This window comes from uncultured Polaribacter sp., assembly GCF_947500975.1.
GTDB lineage: Bacteria > Bacteroidota > Bacteroidia > Flavobacteriales > Flavobacteriaceae > Polaribacter.
In genome coordinates this window covers 1-24,745 of record NZ_CANMUE010000007.1, presented here as the reverse complement: position 1 = coordinate 24,745, position 24,745 = coordinate 1, and the positions used below count along the sequence as shown (strand labels likewise).

General features: G+C 27.6%; 22 protein-coding genes. 13 read left to right on the top strand and 9 right to left on the bottom strand.

Translation table 11 applies throughout. The features are described 5' to 3' along the window. Window positions 1–3: 3 nt before the first annotated feature. The gene (locus Q0733_RS08825; protein ID WP_298781463.1) at window positions 4–645 is read left to right on the top strand and encodes an acyloxyacyl hydrolase; all 642 of its coding nucleotides are present in this window, start codon (window positions 4–6) and stop codon (window positions 643–645) included. A gap of 77 nt (window positions 646–722) precedes the next feature. Further along, the gene (locus Q0733_RS08820) at window positions 723–1,664 is read left to right on the top strand and encodes a hydrogen peroxide-inducible genes activator (RefSeq protein WP_298781461.1); all 942 of its coding nucleotides are present in this window, start codon (window positions 723–725) and stop codon (window positions 1,662–1,664) included. A 109-nt stretch (window positions 1,665–1,773) separates the two neighbouring features. On the opposite strand, the gene Q0733_RS08815 is transcribed toward Q0733_RS08820, so the two are convergent. Beyond that, the gene (locus tag Q0733_RS08815) at window positions 1,774–3,393 is read right to left on the bottom strand and encodes an ABC-F family ATP-binding cassette domain-containing protein (protein WP_298781458.1); all 1,620 of its coding nucleotides are present in this window, start codon (window positions 3,391–3,393) and stop codon (window positions 1,774–1,776) included. Window positions 3,394–3,580: 187 nt separating this feature from the next. Between Q0733_RS08815 and Q0733_RS08810 the strand changes: the two genes are divergently transcribed. Continuing rightward, window positions 3,581–4,972: a hypothetical protein gene (locus Q0733_RS08810; RefSeq protein ID WP_298781455.1), complete on the top strand. Its 1,392-nt coding sequence runs from the start codon at window positions 3,581–3,583 to the stop codon at window positions 4,970–4,972. A gap of 139 nt (window positions 4,973–5,111) precedes the next feature. Next, on the top strand, window positions 5,112–6,926 hold the full coding sequence (locus Q0733_RS08805) for a DEAD/DEAH box helicase (RefSeq protein ID WP_298781453.1): 1,815 nt from the start codon (window positions 5,112–5,114) through the stop codon (window positions 6,924–6,926). 46 nt (window positions 6,927–6,972) lie between these two features. Here the strand turns inward: Q0733_RS08805 and Q0733_RS08800 are convergent, their stop codons facing one another. The 7 genes from Q0733_RS08800 to nadC all read right to left on the bottom strand — a co-directional run bounded on the left by Q0733_RS08800 (window position 6,973) and on the right by nadC (window position 14,329). Further along, complete coding sequence (locus tag Q0733_RS08800) at window positions 6,973–8,478, bottom strand: bifunctional metallophosphatase/5'-nucleotidase (RefSeq protein ID WP_298781450.1); 1,506 nt, start codon at window positions 8,476–8,478, stop codon at window positions 6,973–6,975. Between the two features lie 145 nt (window positions 8,479–8,623). Beyond that, on the bottom strand, window positions 8,624–9,478 hold the full coding sequence (locus Q0733_RS08795) for a hydroxymethylglutaryl-CoA lyase (protein WP_298781446.1): 855 nt from the start codon (window positions 9,476–9,478) through the stop codon (window positions 8,624–8,626). Window positions 9,479–9,621: 143 nt separating this feature from the next. Continuing rightward, window positions 9,622–10,290: a GTP cyclohydrolase I FolE gene (folE, locus tag Q0733_RS08790; RefSeq protein WP_298781444.1), complete on the bottom strand. Its 669-nt coding sequence runs from the start codon at window positions 10,288–10,290 to the stop codon at window positions 9,622–9,624. 103 nt (window positions 10,291–10,393) lie between these two features. Then, the gene (gene hisS, locus Q0733_RS08785; protein ID WP_298781442.1) at window positions 10,394–11,761 is read right to left on the bottom strand and encodes a histidine--tRNA ligase; all 1,368 of its coding nucleotides are present in this window, start codon (window positions 11,759–11,761) and stop codon (window positions 10,394–10,396) included. A gap of 188 nt (window positions 11,762–11,949) precedes the next feature. Continuing rightward, window positions 11,950–12,897 (bottom strand): YihY/virulence factor BrkB family protein, encoded by a 948-nt coding sequence (locus Q0733_RS08780; protein WP_298781440.1) that lies wholly within the window; start codon window positions 12,895–12,897, stop codon window positions 11,950–11,952. Then, window positions 12,897–13,469, bottom strand: coding sequence for a pentapeptide repeat-containing protein (locus tag Q0733_RS08775; protein WP_298781438.1), 573 nt, complete (start codon window positions 13,467–13,469; stop codon window positions 12,897–12,899). The genes Q0733_RS08780 and Q0733_RS08775 overlap by 1 nt, the downstream gene beginning before the upstream one ends. After that, window positions 13,469–14,329: a carboxylating nicotinate-nucleotide diphosphorylase gene (gene nadC / locus Q0733_RS08770; RefSeq protein ID WP_298781435.1), complete on the bottom strand. Its 861-nt coding sequence runs from the start codon at window positions 14,327–14,329 to the stop codon at window positions 13,469–13,471. The genes Q0733_RS08775 and nadC overlap by 1 nt, the downstream gene beginning before the upstream one ends. Window positions 14,330–14,436: 107 nt before the next feature. Between nadC and rlmH the strand changes: the two genes are divergently transcribed. Then, window positions 14,437–14,910 (top strand): 23S rRNA (pseudouridine(1915)-N(3))-methyltransferase RlmH, encoded by a 474-nt coding sequence (gene rlmH / locus Q0733_RS08765; protein ID WP_298781432.1) that lies wholly within the window; start codon window positions 14,437–14,439, stop codon window positions 14,908–14,910. Here the strand turns inward: rlmH and Q0733_RS08760 are convergent, their stop codons facing one another. Further along, window positions 14,911–15,711, bottom strand: a complete 801-nt coding sequence (locus Q0733_RS08760; protein WP_298781430.1) for a helix-turn-helix transcriptional regulator — start codon at window positions 15,709–15,711, stop codon at window positions 14,911–14,913. Between the two features lie 227 nt (window positions 15,712–15,938). Between Q0733_RS08760 and Q0733_RS08755 the strand changes: the two genes are divergently transcribed. From Q0733_RS08755 to Q0733_RS08720, 8 genes are all read left to right on the top strand, one after another. Further along, the gene (locus Q0733_RS08755) at window positions 15,939–16,523 is read left to right on the top strand and encodes a non-canonical purine NTP diphosphatase (RefSeq protein WP_298781893.1); all 585 of its coding nucleotides are present in this window, start codon (window positions 15,939–15,941) and stop codon (window positions 16,521–16,523) included. A gap of 26 nt (window positions 16,524–16,549) precedes the next feature. Continuing rightward, window positions 16,550–17,578: an iron ABC transporter permease gene (locus tag Q0733_RS08750; protein WP_298781426.1), complete on the top strand. Its 1,029-nt coding sequence runs from the start codon at window positions 16,550–16,552 to the stop codon at window positions 17,576–17,578. Window positions 17,579–17,600: 22 nt separating this feature from the next. After that, on the top strand, window positions 17,601–18,401 hold the full coding sequence (locus Q0733_RS08745) for an ABC transporter ATP-binding protein (protein ID WP_367276308.1): 801 nt from the start codon (window positions 17,601–17,603) through the stop codon (window positions 18,399–18,401). Between the two features lie 77 nt (window positions 18,402–18,478). Further along, the gene (locus tag Q0733_RS08740; RefSeq protein ID WP_298781424.1) at window positions 18,479–20,035 is read left to right on the top strand and encodes a M28 family peptidase; all 1,557 of its coding nucleotides are present in this window, start codon (window positions 18,479–18,481) and stop codon (window positions 20,033–20,035) included. A 178-nt stretch (window positions 20,036–20,213) separates the two neighbouring features. Continuing rightward, window positions 20,214–20,804: a hypothetical protein gene (locus Q0733_RS08735; RefSeq protein WP_298781422.1), complete on the top strand. Its 591-nt coding sequence runs from the start codon at window positions 20,214–20,216 to the stop codon at window positions 20,802–20,804. Between the two features lie 38 nt (window positions 20,805–20,842). After that, window positions 20,843–21,313 carry a hypothetical protein gene (locus tag Q0733_RS08730; protein ID WP_298781420.1) on the top strand — a complete coding sequence of 157 codons (471 nt, stop codon included), beginning with the start codon at window positions 20,843–20,845 and terminating at the stop codon, window positions 21,311–21,313. An 87-nt stretch (window positions 21,314–21,400) separates the two neighbouring features. Beyond that, on the top strand, window positions 21,401–22,543 hold the full coding sequence (locus tag Q0733_RS08725) for a DKNYY domain-containing protein (protein ID WP_298781417.1): 1,143 nt from the start codon (window positions 21,401–21,403) through the stop codon (window positions 22,541–22,543). 406 nt (window positions 22,544–22,949) lie between these two features. Beyond that, window positions 22,950–24,745, top strand: a 1,796-nt coding sequence (locus tag Q0733_RS08720) for a putative metal-binding motif-containing protein (RefSeq protein ID WP_298781414.1), incomplete at its 3' end; no start/stop codon positions are given.

Sequence of the window (24,745 nt, the reverse complement as noted above, 5' to 3'; positions counted from 1 at the left end):
TTCATGAAAAAGAAGTTTAGCCTATTTATTTTTCTTATAATTTGTTTATCTATATTTTCTCAAAACGAAAAAAAGAATATTATAAAACCTATTAAAATTGGTTTTTTATACAATTATGGCATTAATGAAAACTTTGTTTTTGATGACCCAGATTATACCTATTCTACAAATACTTATAAATTACAAGCGTTTTACAAACTTGGTTCTTTTAAAAAAATTGATTTTGAATTGATTGTTCAGCCACAAATTCAGTTTTTGAAACATCAATTAATTAACGAACAATTTGTAACACCCGAAGACGAAAATTATTTGGAGAAAAGAGCTGAGTTTACGCAAGTAAAAAACATGAGTTTACTTGCTATTGAATTCGGTTTTGCAGCAAAAAGAAAAATATCTAAAAAACTTGATATACAAGGTACAATAAGTTTAGGATTTTCTTACATTGATACAAGAAGTGAACGCTTGGCTAAAGGCTTTACTTTTATTGAAAATTTTTCTGTAGGATTTTCATATAAAATACTTAAATACAACTATTTATATATTGGAACAAACTTTGGTCATGTATCTAATTTAGATTTTCAAAAACCTAATGACGGATATAATAATTTAGGTTTAGAAATTGGATATTCTTTTTTTTTAAATTAAAAAAATATTTTCATTTTACAAAAACAAACTATCAATTATACTGATGGCTTTTATTATCTTTATCAAAATTATTATTAATGACAATTACTCAATTAAAATATGTGCTTTCAGTAGCAGAATATCAAAATTTTACGGTTGCTGCTGAACATAGTTTTGTAACTCAACCTACTTTAAGCATGCAAATTCAAAAACTTGAAGATGAGTTAAGCGTAAAAGTGTTTAATCGTTCTAAAAAACCGATTGAATTAACAGAGGTTGGAAAAAAAATAGTAGAACAAGCTAAAGTTATTGTTGATGAAAGTAACAGAATATTAGACATCGTTCATCAACAAAAAGGTTTTATTGGAGGCGAATTTAAGTTAGGAATTATCCCTACAGTAATGCCAACTTTACTACCAATGTTCTTACAAAATTTCACAAAAAAATACCCAAAAGTAAAGTTGATTATTGAAGAATTAACTACAGAAGAAATTGTAAGAAAATTAACTGACGGTCATATAGATGCTGCCCTTGCAGCTACTCCTTTAGAAAATGAATCTATCAAAGAAAGACCTTTATACTATGAACCTTTTGTTGGATTAATTCCGCAAAATCATAGATTATACAAACAGCAAAACATTACTGTTGATGAACTAGAAATGGATGATATTTTGTTGTTAGAAGATGGACATTGTTTTAAAGATAGCGTTATAAATTTATGTAGAACGCATAAAATTGACAACAAAAAAGGGTTTCAGTTAGAAAGTGGAAGTTTTAATACACTTATAAAATTATCTAAAGAAGGTTTAGGAATGACGCTTCTACCTTATTTACACACGTTGGATTTAAATGAAACTGACAAAAAACATTTACGTGAGTTTACAAACCCTCCACCTGCAAGAGAAGTGAGTTTAATTTATCATAAATCTCAATTAAAAATGCAACTTTTAGAAGCTTTAAAGAAAACTATTGATGGTGTTGTTAGAGGTGCAATTTCTTTTTCTGATGTAAAAATTATTAGCCCTTTGAATAAAGGATAAAATTAATTTAGAATACACAAAACTAACTAATTAAAAATTCTGATAAAGAAAAACCTCTAAATTTAAAAATTTAGAGGTTTTTCTTTATGAAGTAAATTAATATTTATTTCTAAGAATACATTTTATCACGTAATTCTTTTATTTTGGGATCTGTTAAATAATCGTCAAAAGTAGCATATCTATCAATAACTCCCTTTGGTGTTAATTCTATAATTCTGTTAGCAACAGTTTGTGCAAACTCATGATCGTGAGTTGATAATAATACTGTTCCTTTAAAATTGATTAATGAGTTATTTAAAGACTGAATAGATTCTAAGTCTAAGTGATTTGTTGGCTCATCTAAAATTAAAATATTTGCTCTTTTCATCATCATTCTAGAAAGCATACAACGTACTTTTTCTCCACCAGATAAAACGTTACTCTTCTTTAAAGCTTCCTCTCCAGAAAAAATCATTTTCCCTAAAAATCCACGTAAAAAAACTTCTTCACGTTCTTCTTCAGTTTGCGCATATTGTCTTAACCAGTCTACTAAATTTAATTCTCCGTCTTGAAAAAATGACGAATTATCAAGGGGTAAATAAGATTGCGTTGTAGTAACTCCCCAAGAAAATTTACCTGAATCAGCTTTTTCATTACCTGTTATAATCTGATAAAAAGCGGTAATGGCTCTCGAGTTTCTAGAAATTATAGCAACTTTATCTCCTTTATTTAAATTGATATGAACATCATTAAATAATTTTTCTCCTTCAAACTCTTTACTTAAACCTTCTATATTTAAAATTTGATCTCCAGCTTCTCTATCTCTATCAAAAATAATTGCAGGGTAACGTCTACTAGAAGGTTTAATATCTTCAACATTTAATTTATCAATCATTTTTTTACGAGAAGTAGCCTGTTTAGATTTTGCAACATTGGCTGAAAAACGACGAATAAAATCTTCTAATTCTTTCTTTTTATCTTCTGCTTTTTTGTTTTGTTGTGCTCTCTGTTTTGCTGCTAATTGACTAGATTCATACCAGAAAGTATAATTACCAGAATAATGATTTATTTTACCAAAATCAATATCAGAAATATGTGTACAAACTGCATCTAAAAAGTGTCTATCATGTGAAACGACAATTACACAATTATCAAAATTAGCAATAAAATTTTCTAACCAAGCAATTGTTTCAAAATCTAAATCATTGGTTGGCTCATCCATAATTAAAACATCAGGATTACCAAAAAGAGCTTGCGCAATTAACACACGTACTTTTTGTTTACCATCTAAATCTTTCATTAAAGTATAATGTAAATCTTCAGAAATACCTAAGTTTGATAGCATTGCAGCAGCATCCGAATCGGCATTCCAACCATTCATCTCTTCAAAAATTATTTGAAGTTCACCAATTTTATCAGCATTTTCATCTGTATAATCTGCATACAAATCATCTATTTGTTTTTTAATTTTAAACAAATCTTTGTTACCCATTACAACAGTTTCCAATACAGGAAATTCATCAAAAGCATAATGATCTTGAGTAAGAACAGACATTCTTTTTCCAGGTTCTAAGTGAACCTGCCCAGATGTTGGTTCTTGTTTACCTGATATGATTTTAAGAAAAGTAGATTTTCCTGCACCATTTGCACCAATAATTCCATAACAATTGCCTTGCTGAAATTTTGTGTTTACTTCATCAAATAAAACTCGTTTTCCAAATTGAACTGATAGGTTAGAAACTGATAACATAATTGAAATTTAAATTTGTGCAAAAGTAGTAAATAGATTTCTTTTATTTAACTAGATTTGAATTGGGTTTTAAAAAAATACGAACCTATTATTATATAAAATTTAAGTGCATTTTTTAACAACCTATTAACAATAACAGCAATATTGAATACTTAAATTTGTAGTTAGCACTACACTAAATATATTTATGCTAATAAAAAAACACTTTTTTCTTCTTTTACTTATTATCTCTATAATTAGTTGTGAAAAAAATACTGAAAATAAGAGCACTTATTTTGGAGGTAGAATAATAAATCCTAAAACAAACCATGTAGTTTTATATTCTATGGAAAAAGTAATTGATACTTTTTTCTTAGATGCTAAAAATAAATTTATTGGCAAAGTTGATAATTTAAATGAAGGTTTATATTATTTTATTCATGGTAATGAAAATCAATATATTTATTTAGAACCGCTAGATAGTTTAATGTTACGCTTAAATACTTGGGATTTTGATGAATCTTTGGTTTTTGCGGGTAAAGGTGCAGAAAGAAATAATGTTTTAATTGATTGTTTCTTAGAAAATGAAAAAGAAAATAAAATTTTTAATAAATACAATAAATTAAAACCTTTAAGTTTTAAAAACAAAACAGATTCAATTACCAACAGAAAGTTAAAAAGATATAATGATTATGTTGAATCTCATTTGGATGAAACTAATGGTTTTAAAAATATTTTAAAAGTTGCGTTAACTTATCCTACTTATGCTAGAATAGAGAAATATCCAATACTTTATGTAAATAATTCTGATAAAAAAGAGTTTCCGAAAATAAATAATACTTTTTATAATTATAGAAAAAACATTAATATTAACAATGACTCTTTAATGTATTACCCACCTTACTCTCAATACATTAGAAACTTTCTTTATAATAAAACTTATTCTTTAGGTCACACTCCTACAGACAATAAATATTCATCAGACTTCACAATAGACTTAATGAATATTATAGATTCTAAAATTAAATCTAAACACACAAAAAATGCCTTTTTAAAACAAACTTTAATTAGTCATTTTTTTAGAAAATCTAGTTGTGAAATTAATTTAAAAACTTTTGAAAAATTCTTTGAACTTAGTTCAAATAAGGATGATAAAAGTCTTGTTAAAAAATTGATGAATGACACAAATTTAATCCAAAAAAATAAAGATCTGCAAGATTTTAATGTTATTGACTTTACCAATTCTAAAAAATCAATAAAAACTATTACTAAGGATAAAAATTCATTAATTTTCTTTTGGAACTCAGAGTATATTCCAGTTAACTATATTTCGTCTAGAATAAAATTTTTGTCATTAAAATACCCAAAACTAAAAATTATTCTCATTAATATTGATAAAAATAAAGCTGAAAGAATTCATAAATTAGATATAAAAAATCAATTTTATCTAGACTCAAATAGTATTGCTCATAATTTTTTAACAAGTAAAATACAGCGAGTAATTTTATTAAATAAAAATGGTGTTGTAGAAAATGGATATGCATCAATTTCATCACGTAACCTTCATCACTTCATTAAAGAACTTCAAAAAATTAAATAAATTAATTTTACAATTTAGTTCATTTAATTTAATGTACCTTTGCGCGATTTTAATTTTGAGTCTAACTTATTTAAAATCAAGTCGAAATTAATAATTTGATTTGCAGGTGGGCTTTCTGTGAATCTACAAAAACACAGTAATGTCAACATTTTTAGAATTAGGTTTAAAAGAACCTATTAACAAAGCATTAACGGATTTAGGTTACGAAAAACCTACTGTTATTCAAGAAAAAGCAATTCCACAAATTATTTCTTCAACAGACGATTTAAAGGCGTTTGCGCAAACTGGTACAGGTAAAACTGCTGCTTTTAGTTTGCCAATATTAGAACTTTTAGATGAAAAGAATGGAAACGTACAAGCAATTATATTATCTCCAACAAGAGAGTTAGCTGTACAAATTGGTAACAATATAAAAGATTTTTGTAAGTATTTACCAAGTATAAAAGTAACTACAGTTTATGGGGGGTCTAGTATGGAGGATCAAATTAGATCTTTAAAAAGAGGTTCTCAAATTGTAGTTGGAACTCCAGGTAGAACTGTAGATTTAATTAAAAGAAGAGCTTTAAAATTAGGTAACGTTCAATGGTTAGTTTTAGACGAAGCTGATGAAATGTTAAATATGGGTTTCAAAGATGAACTTGATAAAGTTTTAGAAGCTACACCAGAAACAAAACAAACATTATTGTTTTCTGCTACATTTCCAAGAGAAGTTGAAGCAATAGCAAGAAACTATATGACAAAACCAGTTGAAATTACTTCTGGTGAAAAAAATTCTGGTTCAGAAAATGTAAATCATGAGTATTATTCAGTTACAGAAAGAACACGTTACCCTGCATTAAAAAGAATTGCAGATTTAAATCCAAATATTTATGCAATCATATTTTGTAGAACTCGTAGAGAAACACAAGAAGTTGCAGACAACTTAATTAGAGACGGTTATAGTGCAGATTCTTTACATGGAGATTTATCACAAGGACAACGTGATTCTGTAATGGGTAAATTCAGAAAAAAAACAATTAAAATATTAGTAGCTACTGATGTTGCTGCTCGTGGATTAGATGTTACTGAATTAACACACGTATTAAACCATAAGTTACCAGACCAAATAGAAAACTACACTCACAGAAGTGGTAGAACTGGTAGAGCTGGTAATAAAGGAGTTTCTATTGTTTTAGTAAATGGTAAAGAGAAAGGAAAATTACGCCAGATAGAAAGAATTATTAAAAAGAAATTTATTGAAGGTAAAGTTCCTTCTGGTAAAGAAATTGTTCAAAATCAGTTAATGAATTTAATTGATAAGGTTCAAAATACAGAAGTAAATGAATCTGAAATGCAAGAATTTTTACCTAGCATTTACGAAAAGTTAGCATCTTTAGACAGAGAGGAATTAATCAAAAAATTTGTTTCTTTAGAATTTAACACAATGCTTAAGTATTATGAAAACTCTAAAGATTTAAATGATTTAGGTAGAGAAACTTCAAGATCAAGAGCTACAGACGAAAACATGACTCGTTTCTTTATCAATATTGGTAGAAAAGATAACTTGAACCCTGGTAAATTAATTGGCTTAATTAACGAACAAAATATTGGAGATAAAGTTGAAATTGGCTCAATAGATATATTAGATACTTTTTCTTTCTTTGAAATTGACAAAAATTTTGAAGAAAAAACCTTAACTGCTTTTGCTGATAATCAGCCAGATTTTAGTGGTCGTTCAGTAAATATTGAAATTACTAAAAAGGAGCGTTCTGGTGGAGGAAGAAGAGGCGGAAGAAAACCTTTCGGTAAAAAAGATGGTGGATTTGGAAGGCGTAGAAGTTCTGAAGGTTCATCTAGAAGAAGTGACGGTGGAGGAAGAAGAAGAACTGAAAGAAGTTCTGATAGACCAGATAGAAACTCTAGCGGTGGAGAAAGAAGGTCTGGTGGATTTGGAAGAAAACGCAAAGAAAGATAGAAAATAAAATTTATAAAAAAGCTTCACAAAATTGTGAAGCTTTTTTTTATTGTGTTTTTAAATACTCAACAACTGCTTTTCTAATATCAAAAGCTAACTCATTTTCTTTTGGGTTATAAACAGATATAACTTCTTTATTTTCTTGCGATAAAAAAGGGATATCAAACCCTTTAAGTAAATAATCAGAAAAAGCTACTTTATAATTTTTTTTCAAGTCTAATTCCTTACTTTTTATCATCCACTTCTCTCCTACTTTATCAGCATTAAAGCGCTGTAAATAAGCTCCTGTTCCACCTGCTAAAAAACCATAATCTAAAACTCTTTTTAATAATCTTCCTTTAATTTCTACTTTTACTATTGATCCGCCATATGGCAAAACTCTAAAAATATCAACCGCATTAATTTCTCCCTCTAATTGATCATCAATCCTAATTGAACCTCCATTAACAATTGCACAATCCACTTCATCTCCAAAACCAAAAGACATCGATTTTGTAATTATTGTTCCTAAATTAGTTTGTTTACTCCTAATTGGTGTATCTCTTCCATCTAAAGGAATTTTAACTGTGTAAATAATTTCATAAGGATTTGCTATGATATCTTTAATTTTTGTTGATAAAATATTTTGCCATTTATCTACAATTTTACTCACTTTTTCATCTGACTTTATAGATGAATTTATTTCTTTTAATTCTGATTTTACAATTGTTTTTTTATTTTTTTTGTCATAAGAAATTTTATGAATAAACACCGTTTTAGCATTGGCATCTGCTTTTGCAATAATAACATCTCCAACTTTATCTAAAGAATTAGTATGCTCATGCCCACCCATAATTAAAGGCAAATTTGGAATTAATTTTGCAATCCTTTTATCATTAGTGATCTTTACATGTGTTAACCCAAAAACAACATCTACAGAATCTTTTATAGCAGCATAAGCCGCTCTTGCCTTTACAAACATATTACCATACTCTACATAATCTTTTGGATTTGATGGTATACAAACACTAATAAAACCTACCTTAATTTTAGTACCATCTTCATCAGAAATCTCTTTGATAAAGGTTTCTTTTAAAGGCATAATAACCCCATTTACCTCTTTATAAAAAGGAATAGCTTTCTCTTTTGTTTTTAGTTTTACATTAGATGAAATCCACGAAAAATTACTTTCATTTAATCTTTTTTGCAAATCGTTTTGCGAAACATCAAACTCATGGTTTCCAAAAGCTACTGCATCAAAATTCATTGCATTCATTACTTCTACCATTTGTTTTCCACGAACTCTTTCTCCATCAACTTTTAATGTTCCTAATAAAGACGGATTTAAAAAATCGCCAGCCAAAAAAAGCATGGTATTCTTGTTTTCTTTTAATAATTCTTTGTGAACAGTTTCCACTCTTGCCATTCCTCCAAATTCTCCACCTTGAATAGGTGCTATTTCATAAACATCATTTAATTGTAAAAAAGTGAAATCTATTTTTCCATCATCCTTTTTACAAGAAAATAAAAAAGAAATTGACAGAATACAAATACAAACTTTAAAGCTATTCATTTTTAAAATATTTCTGATAAAAGTAAATAGTTTTGTTTAAATAATTAAATTTATTACACATAATAAAAAAATGAAAAAAGCAATTCTATAATTATAAAAAATACTCTAAAAATAACATAAAATGTTTTAACTCTAATGTTGTTTATTAAAAAACCTCTAAAGCCTTATTATAAGCACTTTCAAAACTCATAGGTTTAATATTTGTATTTGCTTTTTGAGCTGTAAAATAGCTTATTAACTTTTCTGTTGGCATATTACCTGTTAATTCATCTTTTGCCATTGGACAACCACCATAACCTTTAATGGCACCATCAAAACGTAAACAACCAGCTTTATAAGCAGCATCTACTTTTTCATGCCATTTATTTGGTGTTGTGTGTAAATGAGCACCGAATTCAATTTCTGGATATTTAGAAATTAAGTTAGAAAATAAATAATCAATAACTTCTGGAGTTGAACTACCAATAGTATCTGAAAGTGATAAAATTTTCACCCCCATTTTTGATAGTTTTTCTGTCCAATTCCCAACAATATCAACATTCCAGGGGTCTCCATAAGGATTTCCAAAGCCCATAGATAAATATGCAACTACTTCTTTATTAGTTTTATCAGCAATATTTAAAATTTCTTCTAAAGTTTCTAAAGATTCAGAAATTGTTTTGTGAGTATTTCTCATTTGAAAATTTTCTGAAATTGAAAAAGGATATCCTAAATAATCAATTTCTTCAAACTGAGAAGCGTCATTTGCACCTCTTGTATTTGCTATAATTGCTAATAGTTTACTTTCTGTTTTAGACAAATCTAACTTTGATAAAACAGCTGCAGTATCTCTCATTTGAGGAATTGCTTTGGGTGATACAAAACTTCCAAAATCTATAGTATCAAAACCTACTTTTAAAAGAGAATTAATGTACAATGCCTTCTTTTCTGTAGAAATAAAATGAGATTTTATTCCTTGCATTGCATCTCTTGGACATTCTATGATTTTGATATTTTTCATCAATATCAAATATAGAAAAACTAATGTTGTATAAAAATATATTTAATTGATTATTAATATAAATTTTACTAAAAACAAAAATCGAGCAAAAGCTCGATTTTATAAAATATATTTTACACTTCAAATAATAAACTAAGGGTATATTAATCGAAATCTGTATCCATTTTTAGATAATCTAAAAATTCTCTTTTGGTATCTTTCTCTTTAAATTTACCACCAAACTCTGCAGTAACAGTAGAACTTTCAATATCTTTTATACCTCTAGAATTTACACATAAATGTTTTGCATCAATAACACATGCAACATCTTGCGTACCTAAAGCTTCTTGCATTGCCTGTACAACTTGCATTGTTAAACGCTCTTGAACTTGAGGTCTTTTTGCAAAATACTCAACAATTCTATTCATTTTAGATAAACCAATTACTTTACCATCAGAAATATAAGCCACATGTGCTCTTCCAATAATTGGCAATAAATGATGCTCACAAGTAGAATACACAACTATGTTTTTTTCTACCAACATTTCACCATAATTGTAATTATTGTCAAATGTTGATGCTTTTGGCATATTTTTAGGATTTAATCCCATAAATATTTCATTTACAAAAGCTTTAGCAACTCTTTTTGGAGTTCCTTGTAAACTATCATCTGTTAAATCCATTCCTAAAGTGTCTAAAATATCTTTAACACTTTCTTGGATTCTTTTTATTTTTTCTTCGTCAGAAATATCAAAAGCATCGGCTCTTAATGGAGTCTTGGCAGATGTACCAACGTGGTTTTCTCCTATTTCTTCAATTCTTTCGTCATTCATTTTGCTGCTTAATTCAAACATTTCAAACTATATTATAAAACGCAAATTTACGTGTTTGTAATGTATTATTATAATTTATAAATAGATTAAACTTATTTAAGTATTATTTATCTAATTGATTTACTAATTCTAATAAAGAGCAATTTATTTGCTCTCCAGAAATCATATTCTTTAAAGTAAACTCATTATTTTCAATTTCTCTAGAACCTACAAGTACTACAAATTCAATTTCGCGTTTGTTAGCGTAATTCATTTGTTTTTTCATTTTTGCGGCATCAGGAAATAATTCTGATTTAATATTGTGCTTTCTCAATTCAGAAATTGCTTTCATACAGTATAAAGCCTCCGTTTCTCCAAAGTTAACAAACACTACTTTGGGCTTTGGTAAATTAACAGATTTAAACAACCCTAACTCTTCTAAGACCAAATAAATTCTGTCTAATCCAAAAGAAATTCCAACACCAGAAACATCTTTTAAACCAAAGATTCCTGTTAAATCATCATATCTTCCACCGCCACCAATAGAACCCATTTTTACACCTTTTGGCGCAGCTACTTCAAAAATAGCACCTGTATAATAATTTAGACCTCTTGCTAAAGTAACATCAACTTCTAAATTAGCAGATTGTAAACCTAATTCTGTAATTGAATTAATTACAAATCGCAACTCTTCTACACCTTTTGATCCTTCTTCAGAAGTTTGTAACATGTTGGCCAAAGCATCTAAATTCTCTTCATTTGTTCCGTCAAAAGAAAATAAAGGTTGTACTTTTTGTATGGCTTCTTTAGTAATTCCTTTAGATAACATTTCTGTTTCTACTTTCTCTTTCCCAATTTTATCTAACTTATCTAAAGCTACTGTAAAATCGATAAGTTTGTCTTGAGCACCAATAACTTCTGCAATTCCAGATAATATTTTTCTGTTATTTATTTTGATAGTTGTACCAACTAAACCTAACTGACTAAAAACAGTGTCATATAATTTTATAAACTCAACTTCTTGCCATAAAGACTTGCTACCCACAACATCTGCGTCACATTGAAAAAACTCTCTAAAACGTCCTTTTTGCGGCCTATCTGCTCTCCAAACTGGCTGAATTTGATAGCGTTTAAATGGAAACGTAATTTCATTTTGATGTTGTACAACATATCTTGCAAAAGGTACTGTTAAATCGTAACGAAGTGCTTTTTCTGAAATTTGAGAAGTTACTTTTAAACTATCTTTTTCAGCTAATAGTTTATCATCAGCTTTAGATAAATAATCTCCAGAATTTAAAATTTTAAAAATCAAACGATCTCCTTCATCACCATATTTTCCCATTAAGGTTGATGAATTTTCAAAACTTGGAGTTTCTATGGGTTGAAATCCGAAAGTTTCAAACGCAGTTTTAATCGTATTCATAATATAAGTACGATTTGCTACTTCTGTTGGCGAAAAATCTCTTGTTCCTTTTGGAATGCTTGGTTTCATATAAATAATTATGAATTATGAGTTTTAAACGTTTAATTTCTTACTGTCACTTAGAGGAACGAAGCAATCTCTTAAAATAAGAACTCAAAAAAATATTTCGTTACTCGCAATGACATACTTTACACAATATTGTTTTTCAAATACCTGAAAAACAAAATTGCTCTACGAGTGCAAATATCGTGAAAAACTTATAAATTTTCAGGTGTTAAATCGGTTTTATTTATGCTCTTTAAAGAATATAATGAGGCATTTAATTCAAAACCTAATAAAAGAATTATTGCATTTAACCATACAAATAACATTAATATTAAAAGCGTACCAATTGAACCATATAGTTGATTGTATTGTGCAAATTTAGTTACATAAATTCCAAATAAATAAAATGTAAATAATGATACAACAGTAGTTAAAATTGCGCCAGCAGAAAAGAATTTAGTTTCTTTACCTTGTTTGGTTCCATACCTAAATAGTAAAGAAACAATGGTAAAAATCATGACTAAAAAAATTAAAAAACGGCCATAATAAAAGAGGTTTAAATCATCTGTTTGTAGCCAACCTAAATCGTCAATTTTTGTTAGTGCAACTTGATAAAAAAGAATTAAAATAACAGTAATTATTAAAAAAAATGACATTAAAAGTGAAACTCCTAAAGAAACAAAATAACTTTTAAACGCATTTCTTAACTCTTTAATATGATAAGAATATTCGAATCCACTAAAAATTGCATTTACACCATTGGTCATTAAAAAAATAGATAATAAAAAACCAAAAGATAGTAACCCACCATATTGATTGTTAATGATATCACCAATAACAACGTTTACAGCTTCAAAGGTTTGTGGTGGTAAAATTTCTTTAATAAATGAGAATAGTCCTTCTTGAAAACCATCAATATGTATATACGGTATTAGTGTTAAAATGAATAACAAAAATGGAAAAACTGCCATAAAAAAACTAAAGGCAATACCTCCGGCTCTAGTTGTTAGTGCACCTTTTACAATACCTAAAATATACATTTCTACAACATCATACAAAGACATGCCTTCTAAACCAGGAATTTTAATTTTCTTTCCTAAAGCTACCAAAATGTTTATAATTGGTATTTTATTAAGTTTGTCTTCTATTTCTTTTGACATTATTCAACAACAATTTTATATTGTGATAAAAGCCCTAACACATTATTTTTACTAAATTTGGCTCCTTTTATCTTATTTTCTTCTGGATTAATTTTAAAATTAATCGAAGTTTCAAAATCTGATTTTTCAATATTTGTTTGATCAAAAACAGTGTTCTTTAAATTGCAATTATCAAATAATGAACCTGTTAAAACTGATTCTGTAAAATCTACTTCTTCTAAATTACAGTTTATAAATTTTGTTTTTGGAATTTTTAATTGATAGAAAGACGAAAAATTAAGTTGGCAATCTTTAAAACTCATCTGCAATAAAAATGGGTTTACTTCATTGAACTTTACACCTATCATTTTACAATCGATAAAACTAACATCTTTAAAAGCGGAATCTTTTACAATAGTATTGCTAAAATTACAATCTAAAAATTCACATTCTAAAAACTGAATATTTGATGCATGTACGTTTTCAAAATTACAATTTCTAAAGGTACAATTATCATATTCTCCTTTTTTGATTTTTGCTTTAGTAAAATCAATTTTTGAATACTCTTCGCTATCAAAGTAATTGTTAGACATTAATCAACCGCTTTTAAACTCAAATCTAAATTATATACAGAGTGTGTTAATGCACCAGAAGAAATAAAATCGACACCACATTCTGCATATTTTCTAATTGTTTTTTCGTTTATTCCACCAGAAGATTCTGTTAAACAAGTATCACCAATTAAAGCAACTGCTTTTTTAGTATCTTCATAATTAAAATTATCAATTAAAATTCTGTAAACACCTTTATTAGAAAGAATTTCTTTAATTTCTTCTAAACTTCTTGCCTCTACAATTATCTTAATATCTAGTTTTTTTTCTGCTAAATATTGCTTAGTTTTTGTAATTGCTGCGGTAATACCACCAGCAAAATCTATGTGATTATCTTTAATCATAACCATATCATACAAAGCAAATCTATGGTTTACTCCTCCTCCAATTTTTACCGCCCATTTTTCTAATGCTCTAATTCCTGGCGTAGTTTTTCTGGTATCTAAAACTTTGGTTTTTGTTCCTTTTAACAAATCTGCAAAAAAAGCAGTTTTGGTTGCAATTGCACTCATTCTTTGCATCGCATTTAAAACCAAACGTTCTGCCATCAAAATAGATTGCGATTTACCAGAAACATGAAAAACAATATCTCCGTATTTTACTTTATCACCATCATTTATAAAAGTTTCTACTTGTAAATCTTTATCAACATAGCTAAAAACTTGTTTTGCAAATTCTACTCCAGCAATAATTCCTTCATCTTTTACCAACAATTTTGCTTTTCCAACAGCCTCATTAGGAATACAAGAAAGTGATGTATGATCTCCATCTCCAATATCTTCTCTAATTGCATTGGCAATAATTAACTCTAATTCTTTTTCAAATTGTTCTTTTGATATCATATTTCTCTTTATTCTGATGTAAAAATAGTATTTTAATTATGAATTACGAAGTATGAATTACAGCAATTAATTCTTTATCCTAAATTGATAATTCGTAATTTTGAGCCATGAAAATTAAATTACTCGCTATTGGAAAAACGGATAATAAAAACTTAATCAAATTGATTGAAGAATATCAAAACCGTTTAAGACATTATATTAAGTTTGAATTAGAAATTATTCCGGATATTAAAAACGTAAAGAATTTAAGCGAAATTCAACAAAAAGAAAAAGAAGGTAATTTAATTTTAGCGAAACTTCAAAATACAGATCAGTTGGTTTTGTTAGACGATAAAGGGAAGCATTATACTTCTATTGAGTTTTCTAATTATTTACAAAAAAAAATGAATTCTGGAATTAAACAATTAGTACTAGTTATTGGTGGACCTTATGGTTTTTCTGATGCTGTTTATAAAAAATCAATAGGGGAAATTTCGCTATCAAAAATGACTTTTTCGCATCAAATGATTCGTCTTTTTATTGTAGAACAACTTTATAGAGGCTTTACAATTTTAAAAAATGAGCCTTATCATCACGAGTAATTAAGACGTTGTATTTTTAATTTGTGTGGCTATTTTGTATAATAAAATTACTTCAAAAATCTCAACAATAAATTGAGATACAACTGCAATTGGAGATGAAATAATCATCAATAAACAAACACCTGTAATAATTTCTATTATCCCTGTCCATTTTGCTAAATCTCCATAATCTACAAGACGTTTTATTGCAATTCCAATAATAATACTTAAAACACCAAAAGCAATTAGTTTAGACATTCCAAAAATACCCAAGAAATCTTCCCAAACATACAGTGAAGTAATGTCTAAAACAGAAAAAAACAATGTAAAAACTATAATTAAAAACGAAGTAATTTGCATTAAATAGTTGTTATAAATACCGCCAACAATAGCAAAACCTCTAAAAAATAAAAATAATGCACAAAAGGAAATAGTTTTAATAGCAATGTAAATACTTTTAAAAGTAGAACTACTTTTTTCCAAACTTAATAAATCAACACCAATTTCAAAAAATCCAGATAAAAAATAAATAATTCCAAATACCATAGCAATAGTTAATTGCTTGTATATATTATTTTTGTTGATGCATAAAATTGTATCAAATTTTCCTGGAGTATATTTTTTTTGAAAAATTTCTTCATAATCAAAACCTAAAACCTCTAAAATTGTTTTTATTGTATAACTTCTTGGTGAAACATCTCCAGCTTCTATTCTTTGAATTGTACGAACATTAATATTGCATTGTTGTACTAATTCTTCTTGTGTAAATCCTTTTTGCTTTCTAAGAGACAATATTTTTAACCCTAATTCTGGTTGTTTCATAATATGCTGATTTTTAAATTCCATACAATGTTAAACTAGTTAATTAAGTTAGCAAATTTTTTGAGGCTATTTTAACCCGACATTTCCACGACAAATCAATAATAACAATAGATTTAGAGTTTTTTATTTTTTTGCAATTTACATCATATTTATGGTTTTATATATAATCTAAACTATAGAACCAAATTAATAAAATGATTACATTTGTTAAAAATCAATTTATTTTAATGAAACTCGTTTTTGCAACCAACAATCTTAACAAACTCAAAGAAGTACAAGAAATGCTAACAAACTCAATAGAATTACTGAGTTTAAAAGACATTAATTGTTTTGATGAAATTGATGAAACAGAAACTACTTTAGAAGGAAATGCAAAATTGAAAGCAAATTATATAACAAACAAATTTAACTACAATTGTTTTACAGATGATACTGGTTTAGAAGTAGAAATCTTAGATGGAAAGCCTGGAGTTTATTCTGCACGTTTTGCTGGCGAACCTTCTAATTCTGAAAAGAATATACAAAAACTATTGTCTGAATTAAAAAATAAAACAAATAGAAAAGCACAATTTAGAACTGCAATTTGTTTAAATTTAAATGACAAACAATTTATTTTTGAAGGAATTTGTAAAGGTGAAATTCTTACTAAAAAGCAAGGTGAAAAAGGTTTTGGTTACGACCCTATTTTTAAACCTGAAGGATATAATATCTCTTTTTCCGAAATGACTTCAGAAGAAAAAAATAAAATTTCTCATAGAGGCATTGCAATTCAGAAATTAGTTGAATTTTTGAAGAATTATAAACAAAAATAAATTCTTGCCTTGGCTGGAATGACAGAATGGAAAACAAATCATACACAAAACACTTTATTTTTTTATCAATTTTACTAGTTGTTTTGTTTTTTGTGAACATTAGTTTCGGTTCTGTAAATATTCCTCTTAAAGAAATAATAAACACCATAACTGGAGGCACATCCTCAAAAGAAAGTTGGGAAACTATTATTCTAAATTTTAGATTACCAAAGGCAATTACAGCAGTGTTAGTGGGCTCAGGATTATCAATTTGTGGTTTATTAATGCAAACTTTATTTAAAAATCCTTTAGCTGGTCCATTTGTTTTGGGTATTTCTTCTGGGGCAAGTTTAGGTGTTGCTATTTTAATTTTAGGCTCTTCTGTTTTTGGAGGTTTATTAGCAACTAATTTAATATCTAATTGGTCTTTGCCAATTGCAGCAAGTTTAGGTGCTTTTTTAGTATTATCTGCTGTAATTATTGCTGCAAATAGAGTTAAAAATACCATGTCAATTTTAATTATTGGTTTGATGTTTGGTAGTTTAACATCAGCAATCATAAGTGTTTTATCTTATTTTTCTGAAGCTACTCAAATTAAACAATATTTATTTTGGAGTTTTGGAAGTTTAGGTAATTTAAGCTGGAATGAATTACTTGTTTTTATTATTATTTATTGCATTGGAATCATATCAACTTTATCTATCATAAAACCCTTAAACAGTTATTTATTAGGAGAAAATTATGCGAAAAGTTTAGGTATCAATATTAAAAAAAGTAGAAACATTATTTTATTAATTACCAGTTTATTAACAGGTGTTATTACCTCTTTTTCTGGCCCAATTGCTTTTATAGGTTTGGCTGTACCTCATATTACAAGATTAGTTTTTTCTACCTCAAATCATAAAATATTAATACCAGGAGTTGCCATTTTTGGCGCAATAATTTTATTAATTTGCGATGTTATTGCACAACTCCCAACAAGTGAATTTACGCTACCAATAAATGCAATAACCTCTTTATTTGGTGCACCAGTTGTTATTTGGTTGTTAATTAGAAAAAAGAAAGTGTTTGTATAAAAAGATTAAAAATTAAAAAAATATAAAAAAAATCGAACTAGAGCCTAAAAATATCGTTCTTAAAACTGAAAATCTAGCAATAGGTTATCAATCTAAAAAGGTAGAAAATATTATTTTTTCTAACATTAATTTATCCATCAATAAAGGAAAATTAGTAACAGTTTTAGGCAAAAATGGTATTGGAAAATCAACTTTATTAAGAACAATTTCTAAAGTTCAAAATTCATTAAAAGGTAACATTTTTATCAATCAAAAAAATTTAGAAACATATACAAATAAAGAGTTAGCCTCTTCTTTAAGTCTGGTTTTAACCGAAAAACTTCCTGAGAGTCAATTAACTGTCTTTGAAATTATTGCTCTTGGTAGACAACCATACACAAACTGGATTGACACTTTATCTAATGATGATATTGAAAAAGTAAATTGGGCTATTAAACAAACAGAAATTCAGCATTTAAAAAACAAACTTTTTTACGAATTAAGTGATGGACAATTACAACGGGTTTTAATTGCAAGAGCTTTGGCTCAAGACACAGATATTATTATTTTAGATGAACCTACTGCTCATTTAGATTTACACCACACTATTAAAATATTTTCTTTATTAAAAAAATTAGTTAAAGAGACTTCTAAAACAATAATTATTTCTACACATGAAGTAAATTTATCTATTAAACTTTCTGATGAAATAGTTGTTATGACTGATAAAAAAATCTATTCTGGAACTACAAAAGAACTTATTAATCAAGAAATTTTTGAGAAATTATTTCCAAATGAACTGGTTTACTTTAATAAAACTTTACAACAATTTGTTATCAACTAAAATTAAATTTGAAGCTAGTGTAACTTTTTGTTACATTTGATGTTAATTCAAATCAAAATTTTAATACATATTAATTCATGAAAAAAATACTTTATGTAGCTAGCGCATTAGTTTTTATAGCTTGCGGAACTAGTAAAAATACATCTAAAGAAGATGCAAATGTAGATCAAGCTGCAAAATATGCTGCCACTATTACTTCTGCAGAATTAAGTGAGCATTTATACACTTACGCTTCAGATAAATTTGAAGGTAGAGAAACTGGAGAAAAAGGTCAAAAAATGGCTGTGGAATATTTAATGAATGAATATAAATCGTTAAAAATTCCTTCAGCATTACCAGATAATAATTATTTTCAAAATGTTGAATTAATTAAAGCTGCTGCACCAGAACTTAGTATGTCTGTTAATGGTGCTAATTTTAATGGTGTTAAAGATTTTGTTTCTATTGCTAGTGCAAAAAATGGAGTTGTTAGTGAAAGTGAAATTGCGTTTGTAAGTTATGGTATTGAAACTGATAAATACTCTAATTACAAAAATATTGATGTTAAAGGAAAAATAGTTTTAATTAAAGCAGGTGAACCTAAAGATGGTGATACATATACTGCTACAGGAACTAAAGAAGCTAGTAAATGGTCTACAAGACAACAATATGGTGCTAAAAGAAAAGTGGCTATGGATAAAGGAGCTAAAGCAATTTTATTTTATGACACAAATATGTATAATATGTTTGCTAATTATTATGGAAAAAGTTCTGGTAGAATATCTTTAAAAAATGATAAAGATGCAGGTGAAAAAATGTATTACTTTTTTGTAAATAACTCAGTTGCAAAAGCAATATACTCTAATATAGATTCTGATGAAGATTCTAAAATAATTAAAACAAACCTAAACTTTACTTATACTGAAAGTGCTAAAGATTTAAGTTCTGAAAATGTAGCTGCATTTATCAAAGGGTCAGAAAAGCCTGATGAAATTTTAGTAATCTCAGCACATTTAGACCATGAAGGTATTAAAGATGGTAAAGTTTATAACGGTGCAGATGATGATGGTTCTGGTACTGTAGCAATATTAGAAATTGCTGAAGCTTTTCAAATGGCTGCTAAAAATGGGCATACACCAAAACGCTCTATCTTATTTTTACATGTTACTGGTGAAGAAAAAGGATTGTTAGGCTCTAAGTATTATACAGATATAGATCCTATTTTTCCATTAGCAAATACAATTGCAGACCTTAATGTTGATATGATTGGTAGAACAGATCCTAAAAGAAAAGAAGGAGATAGAAACTATATTTATTTAATTGGTAGTGATAAATTAAGTACAGAATTACACGAAATTTCTGAAGCGGTAAATACTAAATACACAAATGTAGAATTAGATTATACCTATAATGATGAAAACGATCCTAATCGTTTTTACTACAGATCTGATCATTACAACTTTGCAAAAAATAATATCCCTGTAATTTTCTATTTTAATGGTACACATGATGATTATCATCAACCAAGTGATACACCTGATAAAATTGAATATGATTTATTAGAAAACAGAACGCGTTTAATTTTTCATACTGCTTGGGAACTTGCAAACAGAGAAAACAGAATTATTGTTGATAAAGCTGAAGCAAAAAAATAATTTAAATTTATTTTACAATATTAAAACCTCACTTTTAGTGAGGTTTTTTTTGTTTAAATCAAGGTTGTGATATCTATTTGTCTTTCTGATTGGAAAAATCTAATTTAGCTAACGACTTAGTATAAGTTATTAAAACCAAAAATATCAATAATAAGTCAGTTAATATTAAAAAAGAAGAATGAAATATATTATTTGGGATAAAGAGAATAATCCACTAACGGCTCAAGTTTCTATACTTGATAAAAAATACTTTAAAGATTATATTTTGTCTAATTTAAAGCCCATAAACGAGATAAAATATATAGAGGGCTTTTCAGCTTTATTACATACTCTTGCAAAATCTAGCTATATTTTATTTAATGAAAATTTATATTGGATTGTTGAATGGAATCCTGGTTTGATTATTTTAGAAATGAATAAAAAAGAAAAAATGAGTTTTACAGCACTTCGATCACCAAACCCTAAGTTTGGAGGAAGAAAACCATTGGAAATTGACAAAAAGAATATCTATGATGAAGATGCTGAAAATCATCAATATAATTTAATTTTTAATGCCTGGGATGCTCAGTTTGACAAACGACATCAAGAATGGAATAATTTTGAACCAGCACATAAAGACGAAGTAAAGCTTTTTCATGATTGTCTAAAATATGTCAATAAACTTGGAGATTTAACTCAGTCTAAATTTGAAAAAGACTTTAAAAATTACTTTGAAAATGCCAAAAACAATATTGAAAAGTGGTCAGGAATTGGAATTATAACAAGATAAAAGCATTACTAATTATGTAAAATTAGAAACCTAATCCAATGATAGAAAATATATTAGATTTTTTTCTTTCAATTACTGATATTTTTTATGAATTGAAATTCTGGAAAAAGAAAAAAGCTAGGAGAAAATTTGAAAAGGAAAATAATCTACCAAAAAAGGTAATTATTCATCCTTATTTGAAGTTTTTAGGAATATTTCTAATCTTAATTTTGACTGTTAGAATATTGTTTGGAAATTTATTCCATTCTAATAATGAAGAGTTAATAACAAAGAAAAAAATTGCTAAAATCAAACAGATTCTTGAAGATGAAAAAAAAATATTCGGAGTTTATCCCGAAAAACTGAATACTATAATTCGTAATAATCCTTTAAGAAAAAATATAACTATGGACTATTGGAAAAATGAATTTTATTATGAACAGTTAGAAAATGGAAAAGATTATTTACTACTTTCTAAAGGAAAAGACGGAATTTTAAAAACCAAAGATGATATTAATGGGGAAAAATAACTTACCATAACAACATGTATATTTTATTATTTGATTCATTCTTTACTCAAAAACTTCGCAATATATTTGATAAATAACATTACAAAAATGAAAATCAATATCTCTATAAAAAATAAGAAGTTAAAACCATTTGAAAGTTTAAAAATTCAGATAGCAATAGAAAATAACACTTCTAATAAAATTATTATACCAAGACTCTTTTCTTATACGCCTCATTTTAATGAAAATTTTAAAGAAAGTACATCTGGTAAAGAAAGCTTTGAGAAATATAAATCTGATAATATCTTAGAACCTAATAAAACTATTTTCTATAACTATAACCAACCTATAGAATTATGCTTTATTAAAAATAAAAAAGGAATCGTTTCTGTTGATTTTAAATTAAATATTGGTATTGGAAATGATTTTGGAACAAGTATTATCGAAAAAATAAAAGTGGACTTTAATGAATACTACAACATAAAATCAAAAGAAAATACACCATCCAATTATTATGCTTCTAAAGATGTAATATTCTATTATAGTACTTATAGCAGAGCATATGAAAATGCAATTTCTATCTTAAAAGGGAAAGTAATCGATTATCAAGTATTAAATAAAAATTATGCTATCAATTCAAAAAAAGTTTTTAAAGATGGGCGACTTGTTAGAGGTATCACAAGTACAAATTTTAAAATACATAATATTCTCTTTTCCGGAAATGATAATATTATTTTAACTCTTTACGGAAAAGCTAAAGTTGAAAATCCAAAAACCTTTAAAGTTCTTGATAAAGGCTTAATGCCAAGTCTATTTTCATCTGAAATTGATGGATCTAAATGTGGATATGCAATAGACAACCAATTTGCTTACTATTTTGACGAATCTACTTCAACACAACACGCGGTAAAAATAAAACCTTGTAAAAACCCTCATTTATTACAAAGTTTAGGATTGGGCTATGCTAAAGATGACCGCAACGTTTATTTACATGGCAAAAAAATAGTTAAAGCAAAACCAAATACTTTTAAAATAATAAACAGAAATTATTCTACAGATGGTAAAAACATATTTTATCATCATCATTTAATTGAAAATATTGATTTAAAATCATTTGAAATACTCCCAACTAAAAGTTACCCTAAAAGTCCTGATAAAATTCTGAATTCATCTTGGTCTAAAGACAATAATAATTACTATGAAATTGGTTATGTAAATACCAAAGAGAAGTATGAAAAACATATTAAGTAATAGAAAAATAAAAGCGAAAAATGCTAAATAAACTTTATTTCGACTTTATTCTCATTTGTAAAAATTCTAACTAACTTTCTTTATTAGTTATTGTCTACTACTAAAACAACACCACTTTACTTATACAAAAAAGTTATCTAGTTTTAAAAATTAATACCCTCTATTCTATAACTTCTTAATTTCATATTAAATTTATAAAACATAGAAATAAAAAGATCTCTTAAATAATCTTGGATTAATATTTACTTTATAAGTATTATGTTACTCCTTTACAAAAGTTTAAAAGATACTATTTTAAGAATATAAAACAACCAAAATTATTTTTTTGAAAATCTTAAATCTTTTATATTTACAACACCCTAATATCTTATCTAAAGATAATACAACTCAATAAATTCAATTAATTATGAAAAAGATCTATATTATATTTCTATTAACTTTAAGTTTTCAAAACTCATTATATTCTCAAATAGTTAACAACGATACTGAAGACAGTACCCCCATTAGCGAACCAAGAGTAAGAATAGTTGTAATAGATCCTTCAGATGTTACGGTTACACAAGATCATATAAATAGGCTTAAAGATATTGGGCAGTATATAGAAAATTTTTATGTAAATCAGCTTACAACAAAAGGATATACCCTTGCAAATACTAATATGTTTGCAAGAAATACAGATGGAGAAATATTAATTTACCATGTAACTTCTACAGACACTATGGAAGCTATTGATAGTGGAGATGGTATTACTACAACTGGTAGAGAATTAGCTATAGAAAAATACACAGATCTAACAACATTAAATAGTGTTTTTGCCATTGTACATTTTTTAGATGGCGGCGGTTTTACTGGTGGTGGTAATGCCAATAATGGATCAATGAAATTTCAATTAAAAGATGCCGTTGGTGCTATAGATTTTAATAGTCATATAGCAGAAACAGATTATCATTCGGATATAAATTTAAAGGCTATCCACCACGAACTTGGTCACGCCTTAACAATTGCTCATGTAGGTCCAAAAAGAGACAATACAGAATTTAACACTATGATGGGACCTATAAATAGCACTTATGAGAAAGTTGTAGGTATTACAACAGCCGATGTAAGACTTTCTGATTATACTGCAGCAATATTAGCCTATCATCCAATTTTTAGAGGAGAAGCTTATGATTATAGAGAAGTTCGTAACAAAAATTTACGAATAGAAAAAATTATGGGGGATAATGATTTATTTACAGTAGATTGTTCTACCGGAATAGCTCATCTGAGAGGAAAAGTTGTAACAGAAGAAGTAGACTTCCATCATGTTGTGGTTCGCTTCGGACATAACAGTATCTCAGACGCTGGTGGCTATTGGAATAAATCCTTTGCTATTGAAACAGATGAAGATGGATATTTTGATTTAGAGTTAAAAGAAGAAGATATTAACACTTTAGATGTTTTTCAATACGAACTAATGGTTGCTTTTAACAACGGGTTAACAAGAGGGGTTACCGCCTTAGATACTGATGAAGCAATGGCAATAGGTAGAAATCAATATAGAAATAATTACACCTTTGAAACCCTAGAAATCACACAAACAATCACAGAATCTGAAAATACGCTTAGTACAGATTATAGTGATGCTGTTTCTTACCAATGGATTGATTGTGATAACAATAATGCAGCACTAACAGGAGCAACATCGCAAAGCTATAGTCCGGAATCAGAAGGGAATTATGCCGTTAAAGTAGTTACTTCAAACGGATGTACAGATACTTCTACTTGTTATACGTACACTTTGGATGGGGATACTGATAATGACGGCGTACCAAACAGCTTAGACCAATGTCCTGACACACCCCAAGGAGAAACAGTTAACGAAACAGGTTGTGCCAATTCTCAAATAGATGAGGATGGTGATGGCAGCTATGCTGATACAGATTGTGACGATACCAACGCAAACATAAATCCTAACGCTACTGAAATTGCGAATAATGGCTTTGATGACAATTGTGATGGTAACGAATTAATCACCACCACTTTCTATCAAGATGCTGATGGTGACGGTTTTGGAAATCCTAATCAAACCATGGATGCAGAATCTCAGCCTACAGGTTATGTTTCAGATAATACAGATTGTGACGATACCAACGCAAACATAAATCCTAACGCTACTGAAATTGCGAATAATGGCTTTGATGACAATTGTGATGGTAACGA